The following is a 12,934-nucleotide window of genomic DNA, read 5'->3' as shown; positions in this document are numbered from 1 at the left end:
TGGGGACAGGAAGGGGCACAGGTGGATCTCTCGATCACCCGAGCCGACCACGGCGACCAGACCGTGGTGCACCTCGGCGGCGAGATCGACGTCTACACGGCGCCGCTCGTTCGCGAGAAGCTCGACGAGCAGATCCAGGGCGGACGCACTCAGCTCGTCGTCGACCTCACCGACGTGACGTTCCTCGACTCCACGGGCCTCGGCGTCCTCGTCGGGCGGCTCAAGCTGGCCCGCACGCGCGGCGGCTCGATGCGCCTCGTCGGCAAGGACGACCGCGTGCTCAAGGTCTTCTCGATCACCGGCCTCGACAAGGTCTTCGAGATCCATCCCGACCTCGACTCGGCGCTCGCAGCGGGCGAGTCGGCGGCCGCGACCTCCGGCCCGGCGCAGGGCGAGAAGTCCTGAGCGACACCCCCGTCGTCGACGAGCGGCTGGTCGCGCTGCTGCGCGCCGACCTGTCCGCGGCCGGCTTCACGGTCGACGGTGTCGCCGAGCGCCTCGGGCCGGTCGCGTCGGCTGCGTTGCACCGCGAGCAGCCCCTGCCGGCCCTCCTCGCCACCGACCTCGAGTCGCCGTCGGGATCCGCCGAGCCCGATGCGTGCGGCACGCTCATCCGCGTCTTCACGCTGGGCCGCGCCGTTCCGGCCTCGGCCCTCGCCGAGGCGCTGCCGACCCTGACGGTCGAGGGGGCGGTGGCCCTCGGGCTCGTCCGTGTCGAGAACGGCCGGGCCGGCTTCGGCGCCGGCCGTGACGTCTCGGGGCGTCTGGCCGTCGCCACCTGCGACCTGCGTCCCTACGGCGACGACGCGCACGACTGGTGGGTCGCCTCGGACCTCTCCGAGCTCGCCGTCGGCGGCCCGTTGCGCGCCGACCACGTGCTCGGCATCGGCGGCGCGTCCACCACCCTCGCGTCGTGGACGGTGCGTCGCCCCGTCGACCGCGCCCTCGACCTGGGCACCGGGTGCGGCGTGCAGGCGCTGCACCTCACCGCCCACGCGGGTGCGATCGTCGCCACCGACATCTCCCAGCGAGCCCTCGCGTATGCCGCCTTCAACCTCGCGCTAGCCGCGTCCGAGGGTGCCGGCGCTGTTCCCGACGTCGAGCTGCTCCCCGGTGACCTGCTGGATCCCGTTGCCGGCCAACGGTTCTCGCTCGTCGTGAGCAACCCGCCCTTCGTCATCACCCCGCGCGACCAAGGCCTGCCGCTCTACGAGTACCGCGACGGTGGCCGCCCCGGCGACGTGCTCGTGCGCTCGCTCGTGCAGCAGGTCGGCAGCGTGCTCGAGCCCGGCGGGGTCGCCCAGTTCCTCGGCAACTGGGAGGTGCCGACCGGCCGCTCCTGGCGCGACGTCTGGATCGAGTGGCTCGACGAGCAGGCCGCTCACGGGGTGGCTGTCGATGCGTGGGTGGTCCAACGCGAGTCCCAGGACCCCGCCGAGTACGCCGAGCTCTGGGCTCGCGACGGCGGTGCCAGCCCGGGCAGCGAGGCGCACTCGCAGATGTATGCCGCGTGGCTGCGTGACTTCGCGTCGCGCGACGTCGAGTCGATCGGCTTCGGGGTGGTCACCCTGCAGCGTCCCGCCACCGACCGGCCGACGTGGCGCTCGCTCGACGAGGCGCACGGACCGGTGGCTGCACCCATGGGCCCGGCCATCGACGCCGGCCTGCGCGCCCGCACCTGGCTGGCCGAGCACTCCGACGACGAGGTGCTCGACGTCGCGTGGTCCTGCGCGCCCGATGTCACCGAGGAGCGGCACGGCGTTCCCGGAGCCGACGACCCGAGCGTGATCCTCGTCCGGCAGGGCGGCGGGCTGGGACGCGTCGTGCGTGCCGGAACCCTGCTGGCGGCATACCTCGGGGTGGCCGACGGCGAGCTCACGGCACGCGCCGCGCTCGACGCGATCGCGACGGTGCTCGAGCTCGACCCGGGCGAGGTGCGCGCCGAGCTCGTCCCCCAGGTCCGCGACCTCGTCGCCGACGGCCTCCTCGTCTGACCCCCTCTGCATCGAGAGAGCAGTCCGCACTCTCGAGGACGTTCTGTACGCCCATGGCCTGAAACCGGTTGTGAGTGAGTGCTCACTCATTCAGAATGGTCCGGTGCGACAGCGAACGGGGCGCGCCGCGCCCATGCACCCGGACGACCGCCGAGAGGCGCTCATCGGCGTCTTCCTCGACCTCGCCCACCGGGAGGGCAGACCTCCGACGACGAGCGAGATCGCACGCGAGGCGGGCGTGGCCGAGGGCACGATCTTCCGGGTCTTCGCCACCAAGGACGCCCTGCAGGACGAAGCGGTGCAGACGGCGTTCTGCCCCGCCCCGGTGCGGCGGTCGATCGCCGCCATCGGCACCGACCTGCCGGTGCGCGACCGGCTCGTCGCGTTCACCACGATCCTGCAGCGGCGCTTCACCGAGGTCTTCGGGCTCATGGGGGCGCTCGGCCTCACCGAGCCGCCCAACCGCGGTCCGCACCTCGCCTGCTACGCCGCCGGCCGCCACCTGCGCGGCGCCGGTGACGCACCCCAGCCCGGCGCCGAGGAGTGCGAGCCGCACCAGCCTCTGCTCGACACCATCCACCAGCTCGTCCTCGGCGAGTCCGACCTGTTCGTCGTGCCGGCCCGCGACGTCGTGCACCGCATCCGGCTGCTCTGCTTCTCGGGCAGCCACCCCGGCATCGCCGACGGCCTGACCCTCACGCCCGAGGAGATCGTCGACACCGTGCTCTACGGCGTCGTGCCCCGGCCGCCGGCGGCGGGCAGCGGCCTCGGCATCGCCGAGCTCTACGCCGAGCTCGGCGGCGACCCCAACGCACTCGTCGGAGAGGAGCCAGCGCATGCAAGGCAGGCACCAGCCGTTGACCCTCACCCGACGTGAGGTCGTAGCGTCGCCGACCGGCCCGCACCCCCTCTGCACGCACACCGAGCACAGCCAGCACACCGACCACACCGAACGAAAGGCATGCGCATGTTGATGCGACTGCTCCGCAGCCACCTGCGGCCCTACGGGGGCGAGATCTCGCTCATCGTGCTGCTGCAGCTCGTGAGCACCCTCGCCTCCCTCTACCTGCCGAGCCTCAACGGCGAGATCATCGACGACGGCGTGGCCAAGGGCGACACCGGCTTCATCATGCGGCACGGAGGCCTCATGCTCGGCGTCAGCGTCGTGCAGATCGCCGCCGCGGTGGGTGCCACCTACCTCGCCGCCAGGGTCGCCATGGGGATGGGTCGCCAGATGCGCGCGAACATCTTCGGCACCGTCGTCGACTACTCCGCCCAGGAGGTCGCGAAGTTCGGCGCCCCCACCCTCATCTCGCGCAACACCAACGACGTCACCCAGGTGCAGATGGTGACGTTCATGGCGTTCGCGCTGCTCGTCACGACGCCGATCATGATGGTCGGCGGCGTCATCATGGCCCTGCGCGAGGACGTCGGCCTCTCCTGGCTCGTCGCGGTCGCGGTGCCCCTCCTCGGCCTGTGCGTCGGTCTCATCGTCTGGCGCATGGTGCCGTGGTTCGGTCGCATGCAGACCTCTCTCGACGGGGTGAACCGGGTGCTGCGCGAGCAGATCACGGGCATCCGCGTCGTGCGGGCGTTCGTGCGCGAGGGCCACGAGGAGGAGCGCTTCTCGGAGGCCAACGCGACCCTGACCGAGGCGGGCCTGCGCGTCGGCCGGCTCATGTCGCTGGTCTTCCCGATCGTGATGTTCATCTTCAACGTCTCGTCGGTCGCGGTGCTGTGGTTCGGTGCGCACCGCATCGCCACGGGAGACATGCAGATCGGGGCGCTGACGGCGTTCCTCAGCTACCTCATCCAGATCCTCATGGGCGTCATGATGGCGACCTTCATGGCCACGATGATCCCGCGCGCCGCGGTCTCGGCCGGCCGCATCCAGGAGGTGCTCGACACCAGCTCGTCGGTCGGCGAGTCGGTGCAGCCGCTGCCCATCAAGGCGGACCGCGCCGGCGTCGAGCTCGTCGACGTCGACTTCCACTACCCGGGCGCCGAGAACGCCGTGCTCCACGACGTCTCGTTCACGGCCGAGCCGGGGCGCACCACGGCGATCATCGGCTCCACGGGTGCCGGCAAGACGACCCTCATCGGCCTGGTGCCACGCCTCTTCGACGTGTCGTCCGGGCGGGTGAAGGTGGGCGGCGTCGACGTGCGCGACCTCGCCCTCGACGAGCTGTGGTCACGCATCGGCCTCGTGCCGCAGAAGCCCTACCTCTTCAGCGGCACCGTCGCGAGCAACCTGCGCTACGGCAACCCCGACGCCACCGACGACGAGCTGTGGGAGGCCCTGCGCATCGCTCAGGCCCGCGACTTCGTCGAGAAGATGGACGGTGGCCTCGACGCGCCGATCGCGCAGGGCGGCACCAACGTGTCGGGCGGTCAGCGCCAGCGCCTCGCGATCGCGCGGGCCGTCGTCAAGCGGCCCGACGTCTACCTGTTCGACGACTCGTTCTCGGCCCTCGACCTCGCGACGGACGCCCGCCTGCGGCAGGCGTTGCGTCCGGTCACCCGCGAGAGCGCCGTCGTCATCGTGGCCCAGCGCGTCTCGACCATAGTCGACGCCGACCACATCGTCGTGCTCGAGGACGGCCGCGTCGTCGGCCAGGGCACCCACGACCAGCTCCTCGACTCCTGTGAGACCTACCAGGAGATCGTCGAGTCCCAGCGCAGCGCGGAGGAGGCGGCCTGATGGCCGAGGGAGTCAAGACCGCGGAGGAGAAGGCCGCCGAGGCACGTCGGGGTCCCGCCCGTCGCGGCGGGCCACCGCACATGCAGATGGGCCAGCCGGGTGAGAAGTCGCTGAACTTCGGCCCGTCGGCCAAGCGCCTGCTCGGCCTGCTCCGGCCCGAGCGCACCAAGCTCGTCGTCGTCATCGCGCTCGCGGTCGTCAGCGTCGTGCTGAGTTCGATCGGCCCGAAGATCCTCGGTCGCGCGACCGACATCATCTTCGCCGGCGTCATCGGCAGCACCGTCAAGGTGCCGCCGGGCACGACGAAGCAGCAGCTCGTCGACGGACTGCGCGCGAACGGCCAGACCACGTATGCCGACCTGCTGGCCAACGTGGACTTCACCCCGGGCGTCGGCATCGACTTCGAGGCGCTCAAGGGTGTGCTGCTGCTCGTCGTCGCGCTCTTCGCGATCGCCTCGCTGCTCATGTGGATCCAGGGCTGGGTGCTCCAGGGCCTGCTGCAGCGCACGATGTTCCGGCTGCGCGAGGAGGTCGAGGCCAAGCTCAACCGGCTGCCGCTGCCCTACTTCGACCGGCAGCCGCGCGGCGAGGTGCTCTCGCGCGTCACCAACGACATCGACAACATCTCGATGTCGCTGCAGCAGACGCTCTCCCAGCTGTTGACGTCGCTGCTCACCGTGGTCGCGGTGCTCGGCATGATGTTCTGGATCTCGTGGCTGCTCGCCCTCATCGCGCTCGTCACGATCCCGATCTCGGTCATGGTGACGGCGGCCATCGGCAAGCGCTCGCAGAAGCTCTTCATCCAGCAGTGGCGCAACACCGGTGAGCTGAACGGCATCATCGAGGAGACCTTCACCGGCCACGGCGTCGTCAAGGTCTTCGGTCGCCAGAAGGAGGCCGAGGCGGCGTTCGAGAAGAAGAACGACGAGCTCTTCGGTGCCGCCTTCGGCGCCCAGTTCATCAGCGGCATCATCATGCCGACGATGATGTTCATCGGGAACCTCAACTACGTGCTCGTCGCCGTCGTCGGCGGACTGCGCGTGGCGAGCGGCTCGATGAGCCTCGGTGACGTGCAGGCCTTCATCCAGTACTCCCGCCAGTTCACGCAGCCGCTCACGCAGGTGGCCTCGATGGCCAACCTGCTGCAGTCGGGTGTCGCCTCGGCCGAGCGTGTCTTCGAGGTGCTCGACGCCGAGGAGCAGCAGGCCGACGCGGGCACCCCGGCGACCATCGACGACCCGCACGGCGCGGTGGCCTTCGAGGACGTGTCGTTCAGCTACGTCGCCGACAAGCCGCTCATCGAGCACCTCGACCTGTCGGTCAGCCCGGGACAGACCGTCGCCATCGTCGGTCCGACCGGTGCGGGCAAGACGACTCTCGTCAACCTCATCATGCGGTTCTACGAGCTCGACGGCGGCCGCATCACGCTCGACGGCGTCGACATCCGCGACCTGACCCGCCACGACCTGCGCTCGCGCATCGGCATGGTGCTGCAGGACACCTGGCTCTTCGGTGGCACGATCCGCGACAACATCGCGTACGGCCGACCGGGAGCCAGCAAGGAGGAGGTGCTCGAGGCGGCGCGCGCCACCTACGTCGACCGCTTCGTGCACTCGCTGCCCGACGGCTACGACACGGTGCTGGACGACGAGGCGAGCAACATCTCCGCCGGTGAGAAGCAGCTCGTCACCATCGCGAGGGCGTTCCTCTCCGACCCGGCGCTGCTCATCCTCGACGAGGCGACGAGCTCGGTCGACACGCGCACCGAGCTGCTCGTCCAGCAGGCCATGGCGGCGCTCCGGTCCGACCGCACGAGCTTCGTCATCGCGCACCGCCTCTCGACCATCCGCGACGCCGACCTCATCCTCGTCATGGAGGACGGCCGCATCGTCGAGCAGGGCTCGCACGCAGAGCTGCTCGCTCGCGACGGTGCGTACGCCACGCTGTATGCCGCCCAGTTCTCGGGTGCGGCGGCCGACCTCGACGAACAGGTCGCCGGTCCGCCCGCTCCACCCGAGCTGGCACGGGTCGGCGCCGGGGCTCCCGGTCCGGCCGGCGGGCCGGGAGTGCCGGCTCCGGACAACGCGGTCCCGGCCGACTCGCGCGGCGACTGAGCGCCCTGGCCCGCGAGCGTCGAGCGTCGGAGGCCCGGCGTACGCGCTCGGCTCGGCCGACGCGTGCGCGTTCGGATCACGACACGGAAGCGGCCCCCTCACCCGGCTGGGTGAGGGGGCCGCTCCGTTGCGACGCCCGAGTCGTCGCGCTGACCGGTCAGCCTTTGACAGGTCAGCCGGCCGGTCAGCTGAAGGACGGGGTCATGAGGATGGGGCACGGGCCGTTCGTGCCCGGGTCGGCGCGGAGGCACCAGCCGCTGGTCGTGGCGGCCGACGGCACGGCGGAGGGAGCCGCGGACGCCGGGCTCACGGTGAACGCGACGGCGAGTGCGGCGGTGAGGGCGGCTGCGGAACGGATGACGACCTTCATGATGAACCCCTGGATCTCTTGCGCCCGGTCCCTGTCGACCAAGCGGTGATCGGAGGATAGACCTGGGGCCCTAACTAACCGCTAACAGCGAATTCGCCTCTGGGTAGGGCGGGCTCGGCAGCCTCAGCGCCTGAGGTGCCACGTGGAGGTCGGCCAGGATCGCGGTCGCCTCCGCAAGGTCGGAAGCGGACGCCTCGGGCTCGTCCAGGCGGGCGGCGACCCACCCCCGGCGGGCCAGGTCGGCGGCGAGCTCGAGGGGGGTGCCGTCCCGTCGGCGGCCCGTGACGAGCCTCTGCGCATGGTCGGCGGCGCGTGCCCACTCCTGCTGGTGCGCGAGCACGTCGACCTCGAGACGCAGCACGTCGAGGTCGCCGCCGTCGCCCGCCCGCGCGTCGAGCTCGACCCGGGCCGCGTGCAGCTCCTGCAGGGCCTCCCGCACGTCGCCGAGGCCGAGGAGGGCCCGGGCCAGCGCGAGACGGCAGTGGGCGGCCCCGAGGTCGTCGCGGATGTCCGCCGCGACCCGTAGCGCCTCCTCGAGCACCCCCTTCGCCTCGTCGTACCGGCAGAGGTCGACGAGGCCCTCACCGCGCGAGGCCATCCAGATGCTCGCGTCGCGTCGGGACCCGGAACGCCGGGCCTCAGCGACCATGGCGGCGAGGAGGGGGTCTCCCTCGTCGGCGCGTCCGACGTTGCGCAGCACGATGCCCCGGTGCGCCTCGGCCCGGATGCGTCCGAGGCGGTCGCCTCGCAGCTCGGCGAAGGCGGCGGTGCGGGCGAAACCCTCGAGCGCGGCCTCGAAGCGGTGCAGCGCCATGGATGCCCACGCCGACTGCGAGAGGGCGCGCTGCTCGCCGTCCCGGTCGCCGATGCGGCGCGCGATGGCCAGCGCCTCGGCGGCGACGTCGGGTAGCTCGACGTCCCGGTGCACCTGGCCGAGCACGGCGAAACGGGCTCCGAGCAGGTCCAGGCGCTGGCGGTCGCTCGATGGGGTCCGGCCCTCGGCTGCCCTCGACTCGAGGGCAGCGCGCAGCACCCGCTCGCGGTCGTCGTCGTAGGCACGCACCGTGAGGAAGCTCCGGATCGCGAGCGCCAGGCGGCCCGCGAGGTCGGGGTCACCGAGGCGGGCGGCGACGGTCACCGCCTCGACGAGGTTGAGCCGCTCGGACTCGAACCACTCGGCGGGGGCCGAGACCGCGTCCATGGCGCCGTCGCCCTGCGGCTCCGGCAGCGCGTCCGAGGCGCCGTCGAGGCGTGGCCCGGCAGCGGCCGCGAGCTGCAGCCACGCCTCGCCGAGGTCGAGCCGGAGCACGGCGACGGACGCCGGTGCTTCCTCGGCCTCGAGGTACTCGGCTGCCAGCTCGGAGACCAGGCTGTGCACGCGGTAGCGCGGCTGCCCGGCGGCGTCGCGGCCCGTGGGCTCGACGAGGTGCCGGTCGACCAGCTCGTCGAGGGCGTGGTGCGCCTCGATCTCGCGCGTCACGTCCTTGAGGAGCCGGCGCGCGACCCACGCGGGCCAGTCCGCGCTCGGAGCGAGCGCCAGCCGCCGGAAGAGGGTGCGTGCCGGCCCCGGCAGGTCCTCGACCGAAAGTGCGATGCTGGCCCGCACGTCGATGTCGCCGGCCGACAGCTCGTCGAGACGGGTGTGCTCGTGGGTGAGGCGGTCCCTCAGCTCGGGCAGGGCGAGGGTCGGGTTGGTGGCGAGCTTGGAGCCCGCGACGCACAGCGCCAGGGGCAGGTGCCCGCACAGGGCCGAGATGTCGACGAGGGCGTCGGGAGCGTCGACCTCGCGCTCGGGACCGGCCAGCTCGGTCAGCAGCGCCAGGCTCGCCTCCTCCGTCAGCGGCTGCACGGTGTGCCGGCGCACGCCGACGAGACCGGCGAGGCGGCTGCGGGAGGTGACGATGGCCCCGGCGCCCGGTGAGGTCGGCAGCAGGGGCCGCACCTGCGACTCGGTGCTGGCGCCGTCGATGACGGTGAGGATGCGCTTGCCCGCGATGGTGGTGCGGTAGAGCGCGATGCGGTCCTCCCGGCCGGCCGGGATCGAGGGGCCGTCGACGCCGAGCGCCCTGAGGAACCGCGCGGCGACGTGGTGGGGGTCGATGGCGCCGGTCGGGTCGTCGCTGAGGGCGGCGTAGAGCGTGCCGTCGGGGTAGGCGTCGGCGAGGGCGTGGCCCGCGGTCACCGCCAAGGCCGTCTTGCCCACCCCGCCGACGCCCACGAGGACGACGAGTGCCGGGGGCGCGGCGGCCCGGGAGGCCAGGGCGACAGGCGAGCGGGACCCGCCGGCGACGTCCGGCACCCGCGGGGCGAGGCGGGCGAGGACCGCCCCGAGCAGGGCCTCCCTGCCGACGAGGGTCCAGGTGGGTGCCGGGAGCTCGCGCGGCACGACGCGACGCCGTGACGACGTCGCGCCCAGTGGGCTGCCGTCGAGGATCTGGGTGTTGAGGTCGGCGAGGGTCTGGCTGGGCGGCACCCCGAGCTCGTCGATGAAGCGGCGGCGGAGCCGGAGGTAGGCGTCGCTGGCCTCGGAGCGGCGGCCGGTGGCGGCGAGTGCGCGCAGCCGGTGCTCGTGGAGGCGCTCGTTCCACGGGTCGTCCTCGAGCTGGGCCGCCGCGGTCGCGAGCACCTCCTCGTGCCGGCCGAGCTGGGCGAGGGAGTCGACGAGCAGGTCGACGGCGGCGATGCGCTCGTCGCGCAGGGCCTGCTGGAGGCTCTCGGTGGAGGAGTCGGCCGCCGGGGCGACATCGCCCAGGGCGGTGCCGCGCCACAGGGCCACGGCGCGTTCGAGGTGCCACACGACGGTGGCCGGCTGGTCGCTGCCCTCCAGCGCGCGGGCCTCGGCCACCTCGCGCCGGAACTCGGCGAGGTCGAGGGTGTGGTCGCCCATCCGCAGCTCGTAGCCGAACGGGCGGGTCGTCACCAGGCCGCGGTCGTGACCGGCCAGGCGGCGGCGCAGGCCCGCGATGAGGTTCTGCAGCTGCTGTCTCGCCGTCGGCGGGGGTTCGTCCCACAGGCCGTCGATGAGCCGCTCGGCCGGAACGAGACGGTCGGCGCCGACGAGCAGCGTCGCCAGCACGAAGCGTTCGCGGGCGCTGCCGAGCCGCAGGAGCGCGCCGTCGTCGGCGACGACCTCCATGGGCCCGAGCAAGCGAAACTGCACAGGGCATTGATACCGGAACGACGGCGCCACGTCGCCACGGAGCGCAGGCACCTGCTGCCCCGGCGTCCCCACCGGTCGTGGTGGAGGATGGATCCCGGGGCAGCAGGTGCTGCGTTCGTGCCGGAGGACGCGACCGCGCGGAGTCGCCCCTGTACGACTCGCGCGGACAGGGCAACTGTGGCCGGTCCCGCTAACAAGTCGCTAACACGTCGCTGACGAGGACCGGCTGACCGTGGGAGCCCCCGTCGCCGGGGACCCCACGGCCGGCTGTCACTTGTGCCAGTAGTACGCGGCACCGCCGTTGTTGGCGGCGTGCGTCGTCGGGTCGTACGAGTGCTCGCCGACGATCTCGTAGCCGACCCAGTTCGAGTCGACCACGCGGATGGTGGCGCCCGCCGGGTCGCCCGTCACGATCGCGGTGTGGATGCCGCGCGTGTGGGTGGAGTCGGTCTCCTGGATGATGTCGCCGGGCACGACGTCGGCCTTGGCGACGCGGTGGTAGCCGGCGTCGATGTAGGCCTGGTAGTAGCCGGTGCCGAGGTTGTTGGCGTGGGTCTCGTTGTACATCCTCTGGACGAACGCCTTGCACTGGCCGCCCCACTCGCCGATGTGGCTGCGGGCGTGCTCGACGATGGCCGGCGCCGCGACGGCGGTCGTGGCGCTCATCGGCATGAAGGACGCCGCGGAGGCGGTGAGGACGGTGGCGGCCGCGGCGCGGCGCAGGGTGGCTGTGTTGAGCTTCATGGTGGTCTCCTGGATCCCTGTGGTGGGTGCTGGGGGTGGTGGGCCGGCGACCGGGTGACCGGTCGGTGATCCATCGAGGAGACCGTCGCGAAGTGTCCTAACAAGCCACTAACCGTGGCGGGATGCACTCCGGCGCAAGGTGTTTCCCGGCCGGCACTCGGGCCGGGGCTCGGGCTAGACGTCGAGCTTGTGAGGACCGGGTCCGAGGTCCGCCTGCCAGTCGGCGGTGTTGTTGAGGGCGCAGGTCGTCAGGCTGAGACAGCCGCACCCGATGCAGCCGTCGAGGTCGTCGCGCAGCTTCTCGATGCGCCGGATCTGCTCGTCGAGGCGCGCCCGCCAGGCGCGCGAGAGCCGCGCCCAGTCGCGGGCCGTCGGGGTGCGCTGCTCGGGTAGCGTCGCCAGGGCGGCGCCGATCTCGTCGAGCGAAAGACCCACCCGCTGCGCGGCGCGGATGAAGGAGACGCGGCGGATGGTGGCCCGCTCGTAGCGGCGCTGGTTGCCGGTCGTGCGGACCGCCGTGATGAGCCCGAGGTCCTCCCAGTAGCGAAGGGCCGAGGTGGCCGCGCCCGTGCGCTGGGCCACCTCGCCGATCGTCAGGGCCGACATCTCAGGCGATCCTCGCCTCGGGCAGCCGGGAGACGATCTCGGTGACGGTCTCGTCGGGGGTCTGCTGCGAGCTGTCGAGCCACAGCCCGATGTGCGGCGTCTCGGCGCGCACCTTGAGGTCGAAGTCGCGGATCGACCACAGGTCGCCGTAGCCCACCTTGCTGCGCTCGGACTCGCGGCGCATGACCGTGCCGACGTCGGGAGCGAGCATCACGAGGCTGAGGGGCCGGGCCGAGACCTGCTCGAGGAAGGGCATGAGGCTGGCGCCGACGAAGAGGTCCTGCACCACGACGGTGAAGCCCGCCTCGGCGTACACGTCGGCGGTGCGCGCCGTGATGCGGTGGCGCAGGGCGAGCTGGCGCTCGGCCTCGGGGTCACCGTGGGGTGACATGTCGACGCGCCCGCGCACCACGACGCGGCGGAACTCGTCGCCGCGCAGGTGCACCGCACGGGTGAAGCGCTCCGCAAGGAGCTGGGACACGGTCGACTTGCCTGCGGCCATCACGCCAGTGACGACGATGACCTGCGGGATGTCGACGTCGGTGTGGAGGGACCGGTCGCTCACAGACCACAACCCTAGGGGGCGGTGGGCGAAATGTCGCCGGACCTCAGGTGAAGTTCAAGTCGAGTGCCCGGTTTCCGCGTCTTGGGTTCATGGGGTGGGTGCAACACCCTGGGCTGAGGTGGGGTTGCGGTGAGGGTTGGCAGCAGAGGCAGCTCAGGGGTGAGTGCTGCGACGCGCTCGCTGTTCTGGGCGAGTGTGCGGGCGGGTGTGACTACGGATGAGGCCTGCGAACGGGCGGGAGTCCACGGGGCCACCGGTCGCCGGTGGTTGCGTCAGGCTGGCGGGGTGATGCCACGGGAGCCTGGGCCGGAGTCGAGCTATCGGTTGACCTTCGCGGAGCGGGAGGAGATCGCCGTCCGGCTCCATGCCGGTGACGGGGTCCGGGCCATCGCCAGGGCTGTGCGGCGGGCTCCGTCCACGATCAGTCGCGAGCTGGCCGGGTACCGCCGGCTGTACCCGGGCGGGACGTACCGGGCGAGCACCGCGCACCCTGGCGCGCAGGCCCGCGCCGCCCGACCGAAGCCGGCGATGCTGGCCACGAACCTGCGGTTGCGTGCCGAGGTCGAGCGCCGGTTGGGTGAGGGGCACAGTCCCGAGCAGATCAGCGGCCGGCTGGTTCAGGACTTCGCTGACGAACCGGAGATGCGGGTGTCCCACGAGACGATCTACCAGTCCTTGTA

At 72.1% G+C, this 12,934-nt stretch carries 11 protein-coding genes; 6 read left to right on the top strand and 5 right to left on the bottom strand.

Translation table 11 applies throughout. The annotated features are described in order from the left end of the window. Positions 1–21 precede the first annotated feature (21 nt). From ACXR8F_RS20380 to ACXR8F_RS20360, 5 genes are all read left to right on the top strand, one after another. Positions 22–405 carry an anti-sigma factor antagonist gene (locus ACXR8F_RS20380; RefSeq protein WP_045190773.1) on the top strand — a complete coding sequence of 128 codons (384 nt, stop codon included), beginning with the start codon at positions 22–24 and terminating at the stop codon, positions 403–405. Then, positions 402–1,994: a DUF7059 domain-containing protein gene (locus tag ACXR8F_RS20375; protein WP_458803345.1), complete on the top strand. Its 1,593-nt coding sequence runs from the start codon at positions 402–404 to the stop codon at positions 1,992–1,994. Before ACXR8F_RS20380 ends, ACXR8F_RS20375 begins: the two co-directional genes overlap by 4 nt. A 103-nt stretch (positions 1,995–2,097) precedes the next feature. Then, the gene (locus ACXR8F_RS20370; RefSeq protein WP_458803295.1) at positions 2,098–2,871 is read left to right on the top strand and encodes a TetR/AcrR family transcriptional regulator; all 774 of its coding nucleotides are present in this window, start codon (positions 2,098–2,100) and stop codon (positions 2,869–2,871) included. Between the two features lie 90 nt (positions 2,872–2,961). Continuing rightward, entirely contained in the window at positions 2,962–4,695 is a 1,734-nt protein-coding gene (locus tag ACXR8F_RS20365) for an ABC transporter ATP-binding protein (protein WP_045190770.1), read from the top strand. Beyond that, complete coding sequence (locus ACXR8F_RS20360) at positions 4,695–6,809, top strand: ABC transporter ATP-binding protein (protein WP_458803293.1); 2,115 nt, start codon at positions 4,695–4,697, stop codon at positions 6,807–6,809. The genes ACXR8F_RS20365 and ACXR8F_RS20360 overlap by 1 nt, the downstream gene beginning before the upstream one ends. Before the next feature lie 184 nt (positions 6,810–6,993). Here ACXR8F_RS20360 and ACXR8F_RS20355 read toward each other — a convergent pair whose 3' ends face one another. The 5 genes from ACXR8F_RS20355 to ACXR8F_RS20335 form a co-directional block, all read right to left on the bottom strand. Continuing rightward, on the bottom strand, positions 6,994–7,179 hold the full coding sequence (locus tag ACXR8F_RS20355) for a hypothetical protein (protein WP_458803291.1): 186 nt from the start codon (positions 7,177–7,179) through the stop codon (positions 6,994–6,996). Positions 7,180–7,249: 70 nt separating this feature from the next. After that, positions 7,250–10,339 carry an AfsR/SARP family transcriptional regulator gene (locus ACXR8F_RS20350; protein ID WP_458803289.1) on the bottom strand — a complete coding sequence of 1,030 codons (3,090 nt, stop codon included), beginning with the start codon at positions 10,337–10,339 and terminating at the stop codon, positions 7,250–7,252. 270 nt (positions 10,340–10,609) lie between these two features. Next, the gene (locus ACXR8F_RS20345; RefSeq protein ID WP_458803287.1) at positions 10,610–11,083 is read right to left on the bottom strand and encodes a hypothetical protein; all 474 of its coding nucleotides are present in this window, start codon (positions 11,081–11,083) and stop codon (positions 10,610–10,612) included. 174 nt (positions 11,084–11,257) lie between these two features. After that, a complete protein-coding gene (soxR, locus tag ACXR8F_RS20340) occupies positions 11,258–11,689 on the bottom strand; it encodes a redox-sensitive transcriptional activator SoxR (RefSeq protein ID WP_045190629.1) in 432 nt (143 codons plus the stop codon). Between the two features lies 1 nt (position 11,690). Further along, positions 11,691–12,254 (bottom strand): AAA family ATPase, encoded by a 564-nt coding sequence (locus ACXR8F_RS20335; protein WP_082080875.1) that lies wholly within the window; start codon positions 12,252–12,254, stop codon positions 11,691–11,693. Between the two features lie 324 nt (positions 12,255–12,578). Here ACXR8F_RS20335 and ACXR8F_RS20330 point away from each other — a divergent pair. Beyond that, the coding region (locus ACXR8F_RS20330) for a transposase (RefSeq protein WP_458803284.1) at positions 12,579–12,934 on the top strand (356 nt) is incomplete at its 3' end.

It is taken from the genome of Terrabacter sp. AAH1 (assembly GCF_054456855.1).
This window is presented reverse-complemented; position numbering and strand designations above follow the sequence as displayed.

Bases quoted from the DNA above. Each gene is read 5' to 3' on its own strand.
- ACXR8F_RS20355 (WP_458803291.1), bottom strand. From the start codon at position 7,179: ATGAAGGTCGTCATCCGTTCCGCAGCCGCCCTCACCGCCGCACTCGCC.
- ACXR8F_RS20345 (WP_458803287.1), bottom strand. From the start codon at position 11,083: ATGAAGCTCAACACAGCCACCCTGCGCCGCGCCGCGGCCGCCACCGTC.
- soxR (WP_045190629.1), bottom strand. From the start codon at position 11,689: ATGTCGGCCCTGACGATCGGCGAGGTGGCCCAGCGCACGGGCGCGGCC.
- ACXR8F_RS20360 (WP_458803293.1), top strand. From the start codon at position 4,695: ATGGCCGAGGGAGTCAAGACCGCGGAGGAGAAGGCCGCCGAGGCACGT.
- ACXR8F_RS20365 (WP_045190770.1), top strand. From the start codon at position 2,962: ATGTTGATGCGACTGCTCCGCAGCCACCTGCGGCCCTACGGGGGCGAG.